General features: G+C 43.3%; 14 protein-coding genes. 11 read left to right on the top strand and 3 right to left on the bottom strand.

The genetic code is table 11. The features are described 5' to 3' along the window. On the bottom strand, positions 1–2,126 hold a 2,126-nt coding region (locus FEK66_RS22460), incomplete at its 3' end, for a hypothetical protein (RefSeq protein WP_130219385.1). 402 nt (positions 2,127–2,528) lie between these two features. Between FEK66_RS22460 and FEK66_RS22455 the strand changes: the two genes are divergently transcribed. After that, entirely contained in the window at positions 2,529–6,983 is a 4,455-nt protein-coding gene (locus FEK66_RS22455; RefSeq protein WP_167854265.1) for an autotransporter outer membrane beta-barrel domain-containing protein, read from the top strand. A 138-nt stretch (positions 6,984–7,121) separates the two neighbouring features. On the opposite strand, the gene FEK66_RS22450 is transcribed toward FEK66_RS22455, so the two are convergent. Continuing rightward, a complete protein-coding gene (locus FEK66_RS22450) occupies positions 7,122–8,111 on the bottom strand; it encodes a tyrosine-type recombinase/integrase (RefSeq protein WP_135387284.1) in 990 nt (329 codons plus the stop codon). Between the two features lie 397 nt (positions 8,112–8,508). Between FEK66_RS22450 and FEK66_RS22445 the strand changes: the two genes are divergently transcribed. The 5 genes from FEK66_RS22445 to FEK66_RS22425 all read left to right on the top strand — a co-directional run bounded on the left by FEK66_RS22445 (position 8,509) and on the right by FEK66_RS22425 (position 13,156). Beyond that, positions 8,509–9,207 carry a hypothetical protein gene (locus FEK66_RS22445; RefSeq protein WP_138211546.1) on the top strand — a complete coding sequence of 233 codons (699 nt, stop codon included), beginning with the start codon at positions 8,509–8,511 and terminating at the stop codon, positions 9,205–9,207. 62 nt (positions 9,208–9,269) lie between these two features. After that, on the top strand, positions 9,270–9,794 hold the full coding sequence (locus FEK66_RS22440) for a hypothetical protein (RefSeq protein WP_138211545.1): 525 nt from the start codon (positions 9,270–9,272) through the stop codon (positions 9,792–9,794). Between the two features lie 263 nt (positions 9,795–10,057). After that, complete coding sequence (locus FEK66_RS22435) at positions 10,058–10,540, top strand: hypothetical protein (RefSeq protein WP_135495477.1); 483 nt, start codon at positions 10,058–10,060, stop codon at positions 10,538–10,540. Positions 10,541–11,150: 610 nt separating this feature from the next. Then, the gene (cspG, locus tag FEK66_RS22430; protein WP_130210289.1) at positions 11,151–11,366 is read left to right on the top strand and encodes a cold shock protein CspG; all 216 of its coding nucleotides are present in this window, start codon (positions 11,151–11,153) and stop codon (positions 11,364–11,366) included. 659 nt (positions 11,367–12,025) lie between these two features. Then, positions 12,026–13,156, top strand: coding sequence for a hypothetical protein (locus FEK66_RS22425; RefSeq protein WP_135408930.1), 1,131 nt, complete (start codon positions 12,026–12,028; stop codon positions 13,154–13,156). A 166-nt stretch (positions 13,157–13,322) separates the two neighbouring features. Here FEK66_RS22425 and FEK66_RS22420 read toward each other — a convergent pair whose 3' ends face one another. Beyond that, a complete protein-coding gene (locus FEK66_RS22420; protein WP_240731147.1) occupies positions 13,323–14,204 on the bottom strand; it encodes a LysR family transcriptional regulator in 882 nt (293 codons plus the stop codon). A 235-nt stretch (positions 14,205–14,439) separates the two neighbouring features. Here FEK66_RS22420 and FEK66_RS22415 point away from each other — a divergent pair, with 235 nt between their 5' ends. The 5 genes from FEK66_RS22415 to FEK66_RS22395 are packed head-to-tail and all read left to right on the top strand — an operon-like array spanning position 14,440 to position 20,341. Next, on the top strand, positions 14,440–15,039 hold the full coding sequence (locus FEK66_RS22415; protein WP_130224574.1) for a cysteine hydrolase: 600 nt from the start codon (positions 14,440–14,442) through the stop codon (positions 15,037–15,039). Beyond that, a complete protein-coding gene (hypE, locus tag FEK66_RS22410; protein ID WP_240782969.1) occupies positions 15,036–16,100 on the top strand; it encodes a hydrogenase expression/formation protein HypE in 1,065 nt (354 codons plus the stop codon). The genes FEK66_RS22415 and hypE overlap by 4 nt, the downstream gene beginning before the upstream one ends. Next, positions 16,075–18,423 carry a carbamoyltransferase HypF gene (gene hypF / locus FEK66_RS22405; protein WP_135560369.1) on the top strand — a complete coding sequence of 783 codons (2,349 nt, stop codon included), beginning with the start codon at positions 16,075–16,077 and terminating at the stop codon, positions 18,421–18,423. The genes hypE and hypF overlap by 26 nt, the downstream gene beginning before the upstream one ends. Positions 18,424–18,451: 28 nt before the next feature. After that, on the top strand, positions 18,452–19,150 hold the full coding sequence (locus FEK66_RS22400) for an HAD family phosphatase (protein WP_240731149.1): 699 nt from the start codon (positions 18,452–18,454) through the stop codon (positions 19,148–19,150). A 42-nt stretch (positions 19,151–19,192) separates the two neighbouring features. Continuing rightward, positions 19,193–20,341 carry an MFS transporter gene (locus FEK66_RS22395; RefSeq protein WP_135560370.1) on the top strand — a complete coding sequence of 383 codons (1,149 nt, stop codon included), beginning with the start codon at positions 19,193–19,195 and terminating at the stop codon, positions 20,339–20,341. Positions 20,342–20,651: the final 310 nt, after the last annotated feature.

Here is a 20,651-nt window from a genome sequence, read left to right as displayed (position 1 = left end):
TTATTCCACGCGTGCAGATACGCCGTGGCCATTATCTGATCTCCCGCCACCAGGTGTTTTTGCCCGCCGGATAACGGAATACGGTATTCCAGCCCCTGATAACCGATTTCATTGCGCCCGAGCAGGACATCATCTTCATCAATAACCGCGCCGTCTTTACAGACAAATTGCGGTGCCCGATAGGTTCGCTTCACCCCTTCCGGCACGGCAGGCTGCTCCTGCGGAATTTCGAATCTGATTTCCTGCAAACGGAGGTAATTTACGCCCTTGTGCAGATAAGCATTTTCAACAAGACAGGCATGGATGTAATAGGTCTTTCCGGTCTCAAAATTAGACTCGGTAAAATACAGGGCGATATCGGGCGCGCCACCACCGGCTTTAAGCGGGATCTGCGTTTTTCCCAGTAACATCAGTGGGGTGTAGTGGTTCTTTCTCTGCACCTCTTCGCCGGCAAACAGATACACGGCACCGCCCAGCAGATCGTGCTGTTTCACTGCCTCCCAGTTCGAAAGCAGCGGGAATGTTGCCAGACCATAGTTGTCGTCACCGGGGCGGGCCTGAGGGTTCTGCCCTTCCGTCACGCTGACGGAAGGGGCCGTCGCGGACTCCCAGGCACTGTTAATAAAAAAGTTCGCGGTGTTAATCATCGTCCCGACACCGTAAATCCCGGCGCTGAACGCGGTAAGCAGCGTGCGGTTTTCCCGGGGCTGCACATTAATGACGGCACTCCCCTGGTCGTCCAGCATGACGTAAAAATAATCCCCGCTGGTTCTGTCAGCCATGCAGGGCGCAATTTCACTGAACGACGCGTCACTGATAATGGCATCTTCGGTAATGCGGGTCACAAGGGGGTAAAAACAGGCCTGGGTGTTACTCAGTCCCGGCACGGTCAGCCGCCAGGTCATCGCGGGCCGTGAGGATAACGGTCGGGTGTCGTCATTGCTGTAATCAATTAACACCGGTGTATCGGCGACAAAAGTGACGTCAACATTGATATCGGCATCCCAGGCTACATTCCAGTTCACCGTTTCAGAGGCTACCGGAACTCCGGAATTATCAAGGCAGCAGGAAACCGTCCACGACAACAGATCGCCTTGCATCAGGCTGTCATCCACGGTCAGTAAACAGCCGCCATATAAGGTATTCCCTTCCTGCCACCAGGAAATCTCAGGAGGATAGAAATTCCCCCGGTTTAATGTAAAGGGACAGCCGGTTCCGGAAAAACTTTCACCCGCTTTCAGTTGATAGCGGAAAGTGGCATAGAGCGTCTGCCCAGGAAAGATATTGCTGTTGTTTTGCGGACTGACATGCAGTTGCCGGGAAGAATTGGCTTCGCGGATGCGCAGTGGGGACATCGCACACCATGCAAAACTTGTATATGCCCAGACTTCACGATTGGCAATTTCCTCTTCTGTAAAGGGCATCGTTACCTGATTATTTTTATCCACATCCATAATAGCTACCCCCTCTATGGAGGAGGCTACTTCACATTCCAGTTCCCCGCTAAAACAAAAACATACTTTACGATTACAACATATATTCCCGCCAGGAATTAATGTGACTGTATCAGTTAAATCACGGAAATCACCAGTACTATTGACAACCATGTCTACTGCGTCATATGTGCGTAAATCTAAATTATATGGAGTTTCAACGACAAGATCGGTACTGATATCGCCAAGATAAAAGGTAAGAGTTATACTTTGTACATAAGGTACCATTGTTTTTTCTATCAGAGTTTCTGCGTTGTTCAGAGTAAGGAAGGGCAAAATACCAAATAAAAATTCTCCATTCTGATCTGTTTCTGTATTATAAAATCCATAACTATCCTGTTGTAATTTCTTTGCGTCACCCTCATAGGATATTTTGAGTGTTGGATAAGTATCAAGTGAGGACCAGTCATTTTTGGTGACTACATCAACATGATATTTGAAGGGGCTTTTTTTTATTGGATTGTTTTCAGCGTCAAAAATTTTAATTAGATAATAAATGTGGTTGTTCTTAAGATTACGTCCATCTGGTGAATAGAGGGTTGCGCAGACTGGACCTTTCCGTTGACTTATAGTCATAGTCAGCCCATCTCTCTCTATCTTTTTGTATGTAGTATTAATTATATTAAATGACATTATTTTATCCTATTTTTGTTTTATTCATTATTGATACATGGTAAGGAACTATAAAATAATAGTTCGTACTCCGTCTGTTCCTGCTTGCAGTTATAACACCAGTTAATGGCGTGGGTAATTAATAGCGCACCGTTATTAAAATGAGTACTTATAAATAAATTATATTTTTATAATAATGTCGAAGGGCGTTTTTTGTTTATCCAACAGTTGCTATAGATGATTTTACTATTCCGTGTCACTGAGTTCTCATTTTTCAGTCATGTCTGGCATCTTCAGGCATTTATCCCTGCAAATAAGAATATTGCTTCTTTTATTTATAAAATAAACCTGTAGTCCTTAAGTAAAATGCTATAGAAATAATGTACCAGATGGAGATGTTCATATAATTAAAGGATGAATAACATGAACAACGTATTCCGTGTTGTCCGTAACGAATCTACTGGCGTCTGGGGCGCGGTATCGGAGTTTGCAAAGAGTCGGGGAAAACGAACCGGACGTCGTGTGCAGGCTGGCTCTGCGATGACGCTGGTTGTTTTCGTGTTGACACTGAACTGTGTTACATCGTCGCTCGCCGCAACAGTGTCGATCCTGCCGGGAGAGAGTGTCTATCTGTCACAAATCTATGGCACAGGCGCAAATCAGACAACGCGTTTAGCTGATCTTATTTTTAATGGTACCAGCTCTTCACCGGCAACGCTTATTGTCGACCGCAATACAACTCTGGGGTCCGACAGTTGGTTGTTTAATGCCACCGGCAATGCCGTTAACTTAATTAGTCTGAGTGGAACTCGAAGAGCAGTGATTAAGCTGCTGGACGGTATTGATATGACAATAAGCAACTCCACGGGGGGAGCTGTTTATAATTCCGGCACTGCTTCGGGAATTGTGTATGAGCTCGGCAATGGCAGTCAGCTCCGTTTTGTCGATAACCGTGCCAATAATGGCTATCGTGGCCTTATCATCTCAAATTCAGATGTGCTTTTCCGTGGTGCGAACGGTACTGTTGTTTTTGACAATAACAGCGCCTACTCCTATGACCCCGCGATAGATACCACTAACGCCAACATTATATTTGAAGGCAACGTCACGCTGACCAATAATGTCAATCACGCTATTGCCGGCGGCGTCATTCGGTTACATGACTCGGGAAATTTGATTTTCAGTGGTACAGATGCCTCCATTATTATCGGTAATAACAGTGCAATAAGTTCGGGTGGCGGATTATTTTCTGACGGAAGTGTGCAGTTGTATGGTAATGCCGATATCTATGGCAATCGGGCTGTCAGGGATACAGCAGGCGCTATCGTTGCACAGACCGGACTGGTGATGGAAACGAACGGTATCGATGGCATGAAAGTCCATGGAAACTATTCTAATAGCCAGTATGCAGGCGCTATTCTTATCGGCAACAGCGCGAATTTTACCGGCACGAGTCTGCTACATGCGGAAAATAGCGATATTCAGTTCTATGAAAATTTCACCGGGGTCGGAAATCTCTTAACGCCCAATATGACATATGCGGTTGCTAATGCTATTAACATTCGCCAGCCGAATGGCGTGTTGAATATCGCTGCGGAATCTGGGCGTCAGATTCTGTTTCGTGATCCGATAACCAGTTTCAACTCCACTGGCGTGGCAATAAATGTCATTGTTGGAATTAATACCACCAACGGCAGTGATGCTACCGATGGGAAAGTGACTTTTAGTGGCGAAGATTTCACGCCTGGTTCTCAAAATACGCAATCGCGTATTTATGCCAATACCACCGTTTATGGTGGTGTACTGGAACTAAAAGACAATGCTCAGTATGGCATAAACACCAGCAGCACGCGGTTTACATTGCGGGACGGCGCCACTTTATTGTCAACCAGTACGGCGGCGAATACCGTGAATGTGCTTTCATCTGGCACCATGAATTTCGCCGATGGTTCGCTGATTAAGAGCAATGGCGACAGCAAATTGAATCTGAATGCCGGTAGTCGGCTGATTGGTACTGCAGCAGGTGACACGGTAGCGATTGAAACCGACGGAGCCGATAAACTGACACTCGGCGGAGTCCTGTCCGGCCCTGGCAAACTGGAAAAGATCGGCACGGGAACCTTATCTACGGCTAACGCCAATCAGTTCCTCAACACAGGTGGATTCAATGTCAAAGAAGGAACACTGAGCGCGCAGAACATGGCGCAGAGTTTCAGTTCGCTGGATATCCAGCATGACGCGTTAATGACGATGGGCAACAGCGGCGAAAACCTGTCGATCACCGATCGCGCCATGATTGCCGGTTCGCTGGAAAACGTCCAGACGCTGAACAAATCAGGCAGTGGTGAACTGCAGATTGCTAATTCCGTAAGCGCTAACCGGTTGGATATGTCTGGCGGTACGCTGAAAGTTGATGCCGGTGAAACGCTGACAGTTTCTGCTGACGCAAATTTTGGCAGCGGTGTAACTGCGCAGGTTGATATTGCCAGTGACCCGTCACTAAGTGCCGATACTCTCCAGCTTACCGGGAACAATACGCTGGATATCTCCGGCTATGCCCCTGTTTCTGATGAGAATCAGTATACCCTTATCCGCACCCGGAACGGGATCAGCGGTGATTTCAGCTATACCGTCGCAGGACAGGCTTTGCAGGATTATGTCGATATAGATCATTTTCTGATCGGATGGGCGAAGAAAGATAACGACAGCAAAAATGTTATTGCGCAGTTTGGTCTGGTCTGGTTAAACACCGAAGATTCCAGTGCTCATGGTACGTTCAACATAATGGACAATCATAGCTTTACCCTGGGGGACGCACTGCAAGATAACCTGAACTCCACCGCGTATGGCTTCGGCTGGGACGGTAAAAGCCTCAGCAAAACCGGCGGCGGTACGCTGATATTCTCTGCTATCAATGGTTATTCCGGCAGCACTACCATCAATGAAGGCACACTGCGGACCGATATCGCTGACACGCTGAACAGCAGCAGCGATATTATCGTCAATGGTGGCCTACTCGATCTGAACGGCAACAACCAGCAGGCTAACCGCCTGAGCGGCAGCGGTGGCATTCTGATGCTCAACGGTGCATCGCTAACCGCCATTAACGCTACAGACAGCGACGATACGCGTTTTGACGGCGACATCATCGATGGCAATGTGGCTGGCGGCCGCTTCATCAAGAATGGTGATGGCAGCCTGACGCTGGCGGGACAGACGGCCTGGACCGCAGACACTGAACTGAACGCGGGTGAGCTTGCCCTTGATGGCTCCAACGGTGGCGCGCAACTGACCAGCAATATTATAGGTGACAGTGGTAGCCGTCTGAGTCTGCAAAACGGCGCACAACTGATCGGGTGGATCGACCCGACCGATGTCGATATTGATGCTGCCAGTAGCTGGAACATGACAGCTACTTCGCAGGTCAACGATCTGAGCAGTGCCGGGACAATCGCGATTTCCGCACCGACCGATAATGATTTCAAAACCCTGACCGTGGAAGGTAACTACACTGGCAGCGACGGCCTGATTGTGATGAATACGGAACTGGGGGACGACGATTCTAAAACCGACAAACTCATTGTTCACGGCGACACGGTCGGTAACACCCGCCTTGCAGTGAATCATGTCGGCGGTACCGGAGCGCAGACCATTAATGGTATTGAACTGGTCCATGTCGATGGCAATTCTTCCGCTAACTTCGCCCTAACCAACGGCACCGTGGAAGCTGGTGCTTATGTCTATACGTTGGCGAAAGGCACTGACAGTGCGGCGCAAAACTGGTATCTCACCAGTAAGTGGAAAGGTCCCGTTTTACCTGTTCGACCCGTTCTACCCGTTGTACCGGAGGCTCCGGTCAAACCACCGGTAGTGGATCCGACGGCACCAGATGCGCTACGTCCGGAAGCGGGTAGTTATATCAGCAATATTGCAACCGCCAACACGCTGTTTAACCACCGTCTGCACGATCGTCTTGGTGAACCGCACTACACCGACGCGCTAAAAGAGGACGGACTGGCAGCAAGCATGTGGATGCGCCAGGTCGGCGGTCATGAACGCTCTGTTGTCGGTGACGGTCAGTTGAAAACGCAGAGCAATCGTTATGTGCTGCAACTGGGTGGCGATATCACACAGTGGAGTACCGACGGCACCGACCGCTGGCATTTGGGTGTGATGGGAGGTTATGCAAACGCGCGCAGCAATACCCGCAGCGACCGCGCCGGGTACGGCTCTGACGGACGTATCAACGGTTACAGCGCCGGGCTGTACGGCACCTGGAACCAGAATGAGGCGGATAAAACCGGGGCGTATGTCGATAGCTGGATATTGTACAACTGGTTTGATAACAGTGTGGCAGCGGATAATCGTGCCAGCGACAGTTCCAGTTCGAAAGGACTGACTACCTCACTGGAAGCGGGTTATACCCTGAAGGCCGGGGAGTTTTCCGGCAGTCGGAGCACGCTGAACACCTGGTATATCCAGCCGCAGGCACAGGTTACCTGGATGGGCGTGAAGGACAATGCGCACAACCGAAACGATGGGACCCGTATTGAAACTCAGGGCGATGGTAACATCCAGACGCGTCTGGGTGTGAGAACGTACCTAAACAGTCATCACAAAATGGATGACGGTAAGCAGCGTGAGTTCCAGCCATTCGTGGAAGTAAACTGGATCCACAATACCGAAACCTTTGGCGTGAAGATGGATGGCGTAAGCATCAGTCGTGACGGCGTGCGTAATCTGGGCGAAATCCGTACCGGGGTGGAGGGCAAAGTGAATGCTAATCTGAGCATCTGGGGCAACGTGGGCGTGCAGGCAGGTGACAAAGGCTATAGTGACACTCAGGGAATGCTGGGGATTAAGTATAGTTGGCGCTAACATTGCCTGATGCGCTACGCTTATCAGGCCTACATATAAATGCAATATATTGAATTTGCGCGATTTTGTAGTCAGGATAAGGCGTTTACGCCGCATCCGGCATGAACAAAACGCACTTTGTCAGAAAACGGGGAAGCGCTAATCAAAATTCAGTTTGTCGCGGGCGCGACGAAGCCGTTGCTCGCCACGGCGATCGTATTTTTGCGTTGTTGTGACACTGGCATGGCCCATCGCATCTTTTACCGTGATTAAGTCTTCGCCGTTTTCAAGCAACGCAGTAGCAAACGTTCTTCTCAAATCGTGAGGGGCGCATTTTTCAATTCCCGCTTCACTTTGTCTTACCTGCAAAATGTGATAAACCGCTTGGTCAGTGAGTCTTGCGCAGGTCACATCATCAAAACGGCGGATGCGCGTAAACAACGGTCCCGGTGATTCTCCCCTTACCTGCTCAATCCAAGTCTGTAATCTTACCCATGTCCCTTCCGGCATATAAGCCAGCCGTTCTTTATTCCCTTTTCCTAAGACACGCAATGCGCGTTCATAAGTGACAATGTCACTTAAATCAAGCCCTACCGCCTCGGAACGACGCAATCCACAGCCTAATAACACCCCCAACATCGCGGCGTCTCTCGGACCACGACAGCTACGATCGGTTTCGCAGACCTGAAATAACTGCCGGATCTCCGCTCGATGCAACGCGCGTCCTCGCTGAAGTTTACTACCGCGAAAATTACGTACTGCAAGAATGTGCTGGAAGCTTTCAACATCCATCAGCTTCAACATCCAGGCCTCTTTCGCTACGCCTTTAAGTGCAGACAAATAGGTATTGATTGTCGCCGTCGCCCGACCCGTATCCCGTAGCAATTCAGCCACCGCCATGATGTGGTGGCGACGTAAACTTCCCCACGGGCAAGTTTCTGCATTGGCGGCTCCGAGCATTCTGGCAACTATTCCCAAAAAAGATGCCATGGTTTGTCGGCTGCGCGGTGAGTTAAGAGAGAGCAAGTATGCCCTTGCCGGATTAAGAGAATTACCACTTTCTACAGATGTTGGCCATAACTCGATCTCTGAGGGAACGAGTGGTTGAAAATGATTCATCTCAGGATCAATGTCGGACAGATGGGTCATAGAGGACCTCACAACAGCGAAAAACGTCAGATGCGCTACGTAAAAAGTTAACCATAGTGTGCCACACAAACACTATTCGGAAAATCTACTTTTTCAAAGGTACATTTTAATAAGTAGAATCGATTATGCTTCCCCATACCCGGAACATACCCCATTCCATAGACGCTGTGGCGAAACAGCCAAATCCAGATGCCATCAGGAAGAAGCATAAAGTCGCTCATACAAGATGTTATTACGATAAAAGTAATAGCAGTTTATTTTTTAGGCTGAATTAATTCTCGAAACTGATGGTTTTATAACCAATAAATGACAGCACTTATCTGTATAAAAATAATAATATCTCTTTGCCGATTATGTTTATTAAGCCTATTTCAATTAAACAATTAAGGAATTTATTATGCCAAAAGTTACTGGTGTTCGGGTGAATTACTATGATTTCGATATGAAAAAAGATATGACTAATGGGTCTTTCCCAAAAACATTATTCCCTGGGGCAACATTTCAGATGATGGTTGATAATGATGTTGTCTATAATAATACGGTAGACTGGAGTGTTTCTACCAATGCAGGAGACAACACAGTTACTGTAAATCAGGACGGCGTAGTGTCATTTTCAAAAGATATTGATGAAAATTGCATTGGTAAAACATTTGTCATTTTTGCCAATGATAAGGTTACAGACAAATATATTTCAGCATATGTAATTAAACCTCTTCGCTTCTTTAAACCACATGTCGAAACCTGGGATGGATTCTGCAGCGCATGGAAGTGGGTTGTGGATGAAAAAGGCACTTTCCCTGCCCGCCGCGATATCAACAATGTCCCTTACGATGAACTGGAAATCGAATCATATCATGATATAAAACGTGAAGTAAATTCCGGGCTTTTTCAGGAATGGGGATTTTTATTATTTAGTGGGTGGACTAATCCTTTACATGGTGCAATTGGTAATCATGAATCAGCAATTTTTTCGGAAGAAAATAACGAAATATATATATCGGAAGTACGCTCCCATAACTCAAGAGATCTCTGGGATGATTCGATGGATCTATATGCACAGGCTGTGGCGTTTTACGGACAATCTATTGTTTCATGATATTTTTACACGCTTAATTATCAATATTATTCCCGTGTCGTAACAATATAGTGAGAGAATTTATGAAGATGCAAGACTCATCATTCAGTGTTAATTTTGTCAGAATTATAGAAAAAAAATCACCGCAAGGAATTAAGTATTATCTGGCATGGCAAAGTGCAGAATTTGACAGTGCATCATATGACAGAAATATTTATGATAAGATTGTATGTTATCAAGTCTATGATGCAATAACAGATACATGTCTTATAAATAAGATAAAAAAAGATACACTAACCGTAGATATTACATCATACGTAAAACCAGGAAGAAAGTTCATAATGAAAACCGTCATTCAGAATACGGCGGGAGAGTATGAAGCATATCCACAAGAAAGCCCTGCACTGCCTGTTTTCGTTCAGGATCTACAATATGCACCATCACATGATCTTACTCATCCTAAATACCCTCTGTGGATTAACGAAATGTCCACTTCAGAGCAAGAAAAGTTAAAAAATGCTGATTTTTTCAAGCAATGGTTATTAACGACGACGACACTTTACCCTGACCTGAGGAAATGCTACGCTCCTGATTTTTTTCAAAGCTGAAAAACATCCCTTTATGGGACTTAAAGTGGCGGAATGATAATTTTTTCCTTTTTCATGGCGATGAGGAGGGGCGTCCAATTGCAGAAATAAAACAACAATCTCTTACTCCTCCAGTAATTGAGAGCGATATTATTTTTTGTGGGAAACCCCATAGTCAATGCATTGAATATACGACGTATTCATTCGGCATGGGTACTGTTTGTGCAGTACAGAATAGTACTGTTGATGTTGTCGATAAAGGTCCAAGAAACAGGTATATCTATATGATAGATGCCCCCGGCGGGGTAGATGTAGATAAAACAACAAATGATACCAATGGTAATATTGATCTTGAAGTGGATTTTTTCGGTGGGGTGGATATCCGGTATGTCATTGGGGCATTTACTATGAAAATATACACTGAAAGCGTGGAATTTACTGATTTCACATATATGGATCCTAAGAAATTCCCTGAGCCCCCGGAAGGAAAATGCCATATTATTCTTTCGATTCAGGATTATGCCAATACTAACCTTAGTGTTTATAGTAATGGCGTTAATATCAATGAATGTAAGCGGTCTTTTCTCACTGTGGATATCGATAAAATGTGTACTTTTGTCGTTGAATCAGAAAATACTCACAGGATTATTATTAATGGTAAAACAATGAGCGACTGTGGTGCCAGAACTTATAATTTAAAACCAGCAGACCATCTTATTAATGGCGTGGTTGTTTTTGAATACTCGACTGCTATGAGCATTTGGTAATAAATGTAGATCGACTCCTGCTGAATCTGTTAAGTAAGCTATTAATAAATAGCCGGAACATAATATATGTCCGGCTATCATTCTGTTTTGAGTGTTTTCTGTTCAGGAAAATGGGTTACAGGGTGCACGTGCGAGAAACGTCGAAATTTTAGACCGCTGTTGTGGCACAGCCTATGTAAAGTAATAGTCGAATGGTAAGGCCCGTCACTCACTCATTCACCACTACGCCGCCTGGTTTCAGGCATTGTGTAGTGAGGAGAACTACCGGACATCACTCTCCTTACGCTCCAACGGCTTTCGTTGAAAGCCAGCCACCGACAGAAGGGATAACAGGCGTTCTGGCTTACCTTTGTTAATGGCGCACAACAAATAGAACACATGAATGAAAAATAAAAGTTGCATAACCATAATGAATATGCGTTAATAGCATCGTTGGTTTGCAAGACAGACCTTATGAAAGCAGTTTTAGTAAAGCAGTCTCAGTTCAGTGTTATCTTCTGATTACCCTTCTTCGTGAGTCTCCTCCTTAAGTGCCTTAGTAAGTCAAAATCTTTATACAGATCACATTCTTGCCGCGTTGTGTGGCTCACAAATTTAGAAGGTAATATTTATGTCTAACAAAATGACTGGTTTAGTAAAATGGTTTAACGCAGATAAAGGTTTTGGCTTTATCACCCCTGCTGATGGCAGCAAAGACGTGTTCGTACACTTTTCTGCGATCCAGAGCAACGATTTCCGCACCTTAGATGAAGGTCAGAAAGTTGAGTTCTCGATCGAGAATGGGGCCAAAGGTCCGGCCGCCGCGAATGTTATCGCGTTGAGCTAACTATCCTGATAATCAGCATATCTGCGATAACGAAGACGGCATAAGCCCGAGTAGACAGAGTTGCAGGAATAATCAGATTAAAAAACAACCCGCCATAATGGCGGGTTGTTTTTTAATATCTATGCCGTCTAAAGTATTTAACGGGTAAATTTATCTGCGTCTGAACCTATATATCAGAAGAGATACATGACGTTATCTGAGTAAATTACCTTACCCTATTGGTTAAAATGACTGCTAATCATGCAGTTAGATAGATAAATTTAAACATAAGTCATCACCAATATCACAGATTTATAATAAAAATCATTTCTATGATATCTGATCATTTTAAAATAACCCACTCCATATCAATATATAACTTGCAAATAACAACAACTCTTCTTTAATTGCATTAATATTCATGGTGTTAAAGTGCTCTGGAATGAAGTATTCAAGTCATTATCATTGCAGCTGCTTTTAAGATTGTCAGTTAATGAAAATCTTGATCGCAGAAAAGTGATAAAGCGTTGTGACTAAATTCTGGCAAATAACGCCGTGAATTTACTTCATGTCCAGAGAAAATGAATTAACACTTTATTCCACTACCTGAAAAAACAGGTAGTTCATCAGCAATCTGATATTGTTTTGGGTTGCAAATTTCTATTTGAAAAGAGGTTATTATGCAAAATACAGATGACACGTTTAGCTGGGATTCTAATAATCAGCAAACTTTTCGTTCTGCCGGAGAAACTACGTTGAAGGGACCTGCAGAAACATTTAATAAAATGCAAGGGTGCGGACTTGATGTTTACGGTGTAACTATGGATGGTACTCAATCAGGCCCTCTTATTCTTATTCCTGATAGTATAAAATCCAACCAGATTAACTGGGCTGTACAATCTGCGGCACCTAAAGATTCCAGTTTCAAATTTTTTGAAAAAGCTGATTTCCGTATTTCAGGCAATAGGAAATTAAAAAATAAAAGGTTAATTGACTCCTCTCTATATTACCCTGAATACAAAATTGCTTTCAGCTTGTACGACGACAGTCGTGTTACACTGGAAGAACTACAGGGTGTTTTTCTCGGAATGTCATCGTTAGAGACAGCGACATCCACAGATTTTACGGGTTTGCAGAATTCGAAATTTTCCATTTTGGCTGATAGCATTGGTTTATTTTATAAAGCAACGCTATCAGGGTATAGCACTCTTGATGTACATGCCTATGCGATTTCAGCACCTAATCGTGCTGGTATTGAACCTGAGGGATTGCGTTTTAATAATTATTCCTCACTCTTACTAAATGTTAGGTCGGATCAACATCTTGACTCAGAATTAAAACTTTCGAATAGTTTATCTTTTCATGATTCATCTTATGGTAATATTTTCACAATGTCTATCCATAATGACATCCCAGACAACAACACAGGTGATTTCGTTGCGATAGATGCTTTTGATAACTCGACAGTGGATATTCATACAGCTCAATTTTTACAAGGGTATGGGAAAGGTAAGATTATTCAATTGTCAGGTAATGCAAAGGTAACAATTAATCCATTGATTGATATCGTCCCTATTAACCCTGTGAAGGAAGTGATTAACCCAACAGGTAAGTGCTGGCCCGGCATGTTCAATTTTAAATCAGGGTCAGGAGCAGTGCTAAGATTAAACGCACATTCAATTGGAACCCAGTATGATGTTAATGCGCTATATCTTTTGAATCTTGTTTACATAGATGGAAAACCTATTGATAACAGGAATAAATTGAGTGTTGATTTTGATTCTGGTGGATTGACTATACAGTTGAGATGATTACCCGTTTCAAAAATAAATTTCTGTTTATGAAAATTTATTCTGCGGAGTAATTAACTGCATGCGACAGGATTATTAACAGTGCTGTCGCATTTTTTGTCCACTAAGTTGCCCGTTTGTATCAGGTTGAGACTTGAGTCTAATCTTTTTTATTCAATTTGTAATATTAATTAACACAATACTGATTCAATCTAATATTGTTTACTATTTGTAAAAAATTATCCCTGATAATATCATTTATTTGCGGGTTCCAGGCAATTCCTATATTCCATTTGGTATAATTACCCTCTGGCCTAATAAGTGATACGCCTTTAGGTAAGAAATAGTTGGTTCCCGCGGGTAGTAAAGCCACACCGTTCCCTGTAGCAACCAAAGCTAGTAAAGTATGGATATCGTTTGCAGCAGAAGATGGTTTACCTTTGTAATTGTTTTCTTTCAGAAATTTTTCTGTTTGTTCAACCAGCCCCCGACCTCTGTCTGGATTCATTTGCAACAGTTGATATTGGTTCAGTATTGATTGAATTTTTGGGGTCTTTAGTTTAAATCCTGCAGGAATAGCCAAAACAAGACTTTCTGTAATTAGAGGAATGAAGTTAAGTTTATCTGTTAACGGTTCACGGGTAAATCCAGCCAGAAGTTTCCCTTCCAGTAACATATTCCATTGAACTTTAGAAGGAACATCATCAAGTAATACCTCAACGTCAGGGTATTGTTCCCGAAAGAGGCTTATACATCTGGGAGCTAACTGAAACGAAGATATCCCAAATCCAAGAGTCAGCTTACCTAAACTTCCTTTTTGCAAATTTTGTGCATATTCTGAAAACTCTTCATAATGTTTCAACAATTTCTGCGCCCGGGAAAGAAGCTGTTTTCCTGGTTCTGTCAGTTTTGCTCCCTGGCGGCCCCGTTGAAAAAGGGCAATTCCCGTTATTTTTTCCAAAGACTGTATTTTCTTTGTTAGTGCTGGCTGAGTGATGTACATGGCCTCAGCTGCATCATGATAGCTCCCTAACCTGGCAAGTGTTACAAAGGCGCGTAGCAGCTTCATATCCATTCCCGTTGCTTATCAATTTTTGAAAAAAAGGAATTATACATACTATACCTGTATGGTTCATATTGTTATACAAGGTTTTTATCTGAGAAAAAATCTATTGTTTTTATATTTGATGAACATCCTTTTATTTTTAATCTTCTGGTATAGCCCTGTACAGATAGTTTCAGGGTGTTTCATTTATGTCTGAATGAATTATTAACATTTAAAATTATTTAATAAGGATATAAAGATGCCAAATATCGCTGTTCTGACAAATGATTTACAATATGAATTTACTTATAAAATAACAAATGACCCGCAAGAACTTGATAAAAAACTGAAAGCATTTAATAAATTTCTTGATGGAGTAAGAAACCAGGGGCAAGCCGTTATACATCTACAACTTATTCATGATCCTGATGACCCGGCTGTTCAGCGTCGATACCGAAATCGCGCGGCCGGAATACCAGCAATAGCGGGCACACCAGGCAATCAAATCATTAATACCGTTTACCATCCATCAGATTTTATTGTGGTCAAAGGCAGGGATAGTGGCTTCTTTGAAACTCAATTAGATCAAAAACTCCAGGAACTTGGGGTCAAAACAGTGATTGTCACCGGATTGCAAACTCACGTATGTGTCCAGACGACAGCAGCAGACGCCTTCTTCCGTGGTTATAACGTCTGGGTTCCTGATGACTGCGTTTTTGCCCCCTCATCAGATGATACCGACAGAGCGCTTCAATGGCTTGCTGGATATTGTGCGACCGTCGCACCATCCACTGAAATACTGTCATTACTGGAGAAAACAGGTGATTTACCTGAACGTGGTGAAAGGACAACAGCATGAAAATGACTGAAGCAACGCCTGATAACGAACTTGGCGAGAATTTATTTGCGCCATTGAATGAAACAATCATATTGGATCATGGTACAGGTGCAAAATTAAGCAGAGAGCTGGTTGAGCGTATCTCAGAAACATTGGAAGAAACTTATCTGGGAGAGATGGAGGACAGCGCTCTATTAGAATTACCAACGAATAAAATTGCTTTCACTACCGACTCTTTCGTTGTAACGCCTCTTATCTTTGGCAACGGCGATATTGGTAAGATAGCCGTGTGTGGAACAGTTAATGATCTGGCGGTAAGTGGAGCCCGCCCGCTTTATCTCACGCTGAGTCTGATCATTGAAGACGGGATGCCTGTCTCAGATTTATTAAAAATTATCGCATCCGTTCGTGAAACTGCGCGTTTAGCCGGTGTGAAAATTGTTGCCGGTGATACCAAAGTTGTTGGAAAAGGCGAAGCTGATCAGCTTTTTATCAATACTGCCGGAATAGGCGTGCTGGAGCGGCCTCCTGTTTCGATAACTCATGTCAGGCCGGGCCAGAAAATAATCCTGAGTGGTTATATCGGGAATCACTCTATTCATCTTTTATCGATTCGAGAAGGTTTAGGGTTTGAACGTAATATATTAAGTGACTGCGCACCACTGAATCATATGATTGAAAACATTTTGCTTAATACTCCTACAGGAAAGATAGCTTCCATGCGGGACGTTACTCGTGGTGGTCTTTCTGCAGTATTGCACGAATACGCCAGAGCCACTTCATGCCCTATTGTTTTTAATAAGGATGCGTTGCCTGTCCAGCCTGAGGCAGCTATGGCTGCTGATATGTTAGGTGTGGATGTCATTAATCTGGCCAATGAGGGATGTCTTTGCCTGTTTGTTGAGCCTGATGTGGCAGAGCATGTTCTGGAATTACTCCGCACTCATCCTTTTGGTAAAAATGCAGCGATTATTGGAGAAGTTAAATCAGGCTCGCAGCCGGAAGTCTGCATGGTCGAATCTGACGGAACGCATACTATTATTGAGGAACTTTACGGTGCAGAACTACCAAGACTCTGTTGATTCTGAAAAAAAAGACACTTGCCGGTTTCGAGTTTGCGGCATTGTCCAGGGAGTAGGATTCAGACCTTTTGTTCATCGATTAGCCAGAACGCATGGCGCAACCGGTTGGGTTCTTAATGATTCCGAAGGTGTTTTGCTGGAACTGCAGGCATCTTCACAAACCATAAATAACATAATTGATGAACTGATCTCTCAGCCACCGCCTCTGGCACGGATCACTGATATATATAAGGTCGAGCTGGAAAAACCAGCGCCATATTATTCAGGCTTTGATATCAGGAAAAGCAATAATTTATCCAATATGGATACAATTGTTCCCCCGGATTCCAATGTATGTAAAGACTGTCTGAGGGAGATGAACGATCCGTCAAATCATCGTTATCGTTATGCCTTTATCAATTGTACCAATTGTGGTCCGCGTTATTCTATTATCTGTGGAATGCCTTATGATCGTGCACAAACGACCATGCAACCTTTTATAATGTGTCCACAATGTAATAAGGAATATCATGATATTGAAGATCGCCGTTATCATGCGCAACCCAATGCGTGTCCTGTTTGCGGACCACAACTGCAGCTAACTGATAAAGACGGCGTATCAATATCAGCTAATGACATTATACGTTTTACCATCGACAGGCTAAAAGAAGGCGCTATTGTTGCCATTAAGAGTCTTGGCGGCTTTCATCTGGTCGTGGATGCATCCAATGTCGACGCTGTGCGAGAGTTACGTCGGCGTAAACGACGTGATGCTAAACCGTTCGCTGTTATGGTTGCCGACAGTGAAAGCGCGGCCCGGTGGGCGGTTGTTACCCCTGACGATATCTCTTTACTTGAGAGCGGGCCTCGCCCTATCGTTCTTTTGCGCAAACGCTCTCAGACGTTGCCAGAAGTGGTGGCACCCAAAAACCCCAATTTGGGTGTAATGTTGCCCTCTACGCCTGTACAACATATGTTGCTTGCTGATCCTGAACTCCCTGTCGTTATAATGACCAGCGGAAATATTTCCGGACAGCCTATTGTCATTGATAATAATGATGCAATTGAACAATTAGGAAAAATTGCAGACTACTTTGTACTTAATAATCGCGATATTCGTACAAGAGTAGATGACTCCGTTGTTCGCGTTATTAAGCGAAAAAACACCACCGATTCACAAATATCATTTTTGCGTCGCTCACGAGGTTATGCTCCCTACCCTGTTCACCTTCCTTATTCCGTTGGAAATGTTGTGGCGTTTGGTGCCGAACTGAAAACCACAATAAGTATTGGGAAAGGTAAAGAAGTGTTTATCAGTCAACATATTGGGGATTTAAAAAATGATACAACATTTAAATCTCATCTCGACTGTATAAAACATCTGCAAGGGTTACTGTCCATAAAAAAAGCCGATATTCTGGTCTGTGATTTACACCCGGCCTTTCGTTCAACTCGCAGTGCCCTCGAAAATGCAGAGATCAAAGTCATTCAGGTCCAACATCACCATGCGCATATGGCCGCATGTATGGCGGAAAATGGTCTTTCAGGTAAAACCATTGGCGTGATTTTCGATGGTACAGGGTATGGTTCTGACGGAACAATATGGGGCGGAGAATTTTTATTTGGTGACGTCGAAAGTGTAGAGCGTGTTGCTCATTTACGCCCAATGTTATTAGCAGGAGGAGATAAAGCGGTTAAAGAACCTATTAGAATGGCAATATCATTGCTGGTTGAAACATATGGTGAAAATGTTGAGAGTTATATCAACTTGCCAGCTATTCTTGATTTATCTGAAAATCGCCGTGAAGTATTCACCAGGATGGTAACAAGGAAAATTAACACAACGATTACTACCAGTATGGGGCGTCTTTTCGATGGTGTTTCAGCGCTTATTGGTATTTGTTCAGAGATTGAGTATGAAGCACAGGCTGCCATTGAAATGGAAGCGCTGCTAAAAAAAGATTTTCATATGGTTGAACCATTTACCTATATAATCGATGAAATTCACAATGGTGATATAAGTGTTGATTATCGTCCGTTAGTGAAAGAATTAGTACAGTCTATACTGGTCAATAATATCAACCAGGAAGATCTTAGCCGACGTTTTCACTCAACCATTGTGCATATTATAGCAACAGTGTGCTCTCTCCTTTCTGAACGTTATGGAACTGACCAGATTGTATTGAGCGGAGGCGTTTTTTGTAATGAATTCTTGCTGGTTAACACTCTTGATGAACTTGAATCAAGAGGTTTCAAGCCATATTGCCATAAGCTGGTACCTGGTAATGATGGATGCATATCGCTGGGACAGGTCGTCGTAGCAGCGAACGGTATGAATATATAGATATTTATTATCATTGAAGGAGAATAGAGTGAATAAAAACGGAGAAAATTTTTCAGCTGTTTTATTTGATATGGACGGAGTGCTGATTGATTCCCGGACGGTTATTGAAAATGGATGGCGTGAAGCGGCTCTGATGTATGAACGTCATCTCACCGACGAAGATATACAGAAGCATATTCACGGACATCCTGGCCCCTATACCATCCGGACATTATTTGGCGATCTCCCGGAATCCGACCAGCAAAAAGTTCAGGCACATATTATTCATGTAGAGAATACGACGGACTGTGAACTTATACCAGGCGTTGCCAGCCTCATTGCTTCTTTGGGAGAGGCGGGTATTTCTGTTGGTATTGTCACCAGCGGGTGGCGGCAAAAAATTAACAGAGTCATAGAGTTACTTCATGCAGAGCCTTACATATCCGTTATTGTAGAACGTGATGATGTTACCCGTGGCAAACCTCACCCTGATCCCTATCTTCTTGCTACACAACGTCTGGGTATTCCTGCAAATCAGGCAGTCGTCTTCGAGGATGCTAAAAGCGGCGTTGCATCGGCAGTCGCAGCGGGGTGTTATTGCGTTGGCGTAGGCGATGAAGATCTCATGCCATTAGGTGCAAAAGTCATTATTCCTGATTTTCAAAATGTACAATTAATCAGAAACAGTGAAGATAGCTATATGCTTAAATTATGCACTGGCCACTCTATTTTATTAAATAGTAATTAATCATGATAGTAATAAACGGCTAACACAGCAGGAGTAATGTTCATGGAACGGCTACAAAAATCCCGATGGGCCGTTACTGTACTGTTTTTTGTCAACGGATTTATACAAGGAGGATGGGCTGTGCAGATAGCACAGCTTGCCCCTCGTTTTGGCGCCGATGATATAACCATTGGTCGACTTATTTTGACATTCGGTTTGGGGGCTTTATTTATGATGCCTCTGTCCGGTATGTTAATCTCAAGGTTTGGCTCACAAAAAGTTGTTCGATTATTTTCCGTGTTAGCATCTGTTTCGTTAATACCCGTAGGCATTGTAAAAAATATTTCTTCATTAGTATTCTTTTTATTTCTCTTAGGTGCGATGATTGGTTCGATGAATGTAGCCATGAATGCAAATGCCGTAATCGTTGAAAGAAAATTAGCTAACGCAATACTGTCAATGTGCCACTGTTCATGGAGCATTGGTTTATTTGCATCGGGTTTTATAGGTGGTTATGCAGTTAAAAACTATGGATACCTTGGTCATATTTTTATAATTTCTGGGATCGTTTTTTTTCTGGTTTTGACAGCACTTCATTTTATCACCAATGATCATCCACAAGAGAATCAGAAAAATAAGTCATCATCGAGTTTACCCCGCCAGGCTAAAATCTATATTATAGGAATAATGGCTCTTCTGGGAATGATACCAGAGTGTGCAGTTGTCGACTGGTCATCACGTTATCTAATTAAAAACCTTAATGCTAATATCGAAATAGCCAGCCTTGCTTTTGCTTTTTTTGCATGCACCATGTCAATGGTTCGATTCGTTGGTGATGTTATACGTGATCGTTATGGGCCGGTGAAAACTCTTCGTGTATCCAGTATTCTGGCAGCAGCCGGTATGCTAACAGCAGCCCTGTCACCGTCGCCGTGGCAGGCAATTCTGGCTTTTTCTCTGGCTGGCGGTGGTATTGCCAATATTGTTCCTGTCATCTTTTCATCCGCAGGCCATCAGCCCGGAATTGCTGTAGGTACTGGAATAAGTATTGTTACAAGCATCGGTTATTTAGGTACATTAATGGCGCCAGCACCAATAGGCTTTTTTGCACAACAATTCGGTTTTTCAATGATATATACAGCAATGGCTTTTATACTTGTTATGAATGCTGTGCTTGCACCATTATTACGTAATAATAATAACAAATATTAAAAACTTTCGTTGACGATAAAGAGTTAGACCTCTCGAGGCCTTTCTGGCCATTGTTCAGGATACAGATCTTCTTCTTTAACTTTTTGAATAATCAAAAGAGACGAGTGATTTGTCCGCATTAATCATGGAAATTTCCTGGTGTTGTTTATAAAAATCCTTATTTTATATCGCTAACAATTTTATTAATCGCTCATTCCGTTTGTTAAATCATTTTCACTTTAACCAGTTGAAATTTGTATAATAACTATCGTTTTCTGATCCCGAATGTGTATTTATTTGAGTATGAAAATGTTGATTTTTATCACTGAAT

Source organism: Escherichia sp. E1130 (genome assembly GCF_005781065.1).
GTDB lineage: Bacteria > Pseudomonadota > Gammaproteobacteria > Enterobacterales > Enterobacteriaceae > Escherichia.
The sequence above is the reverse complement of the archived record's forward strand: the minus strand, read 5'-3'. Positions and strand labels throughout refer to the sequence as shown.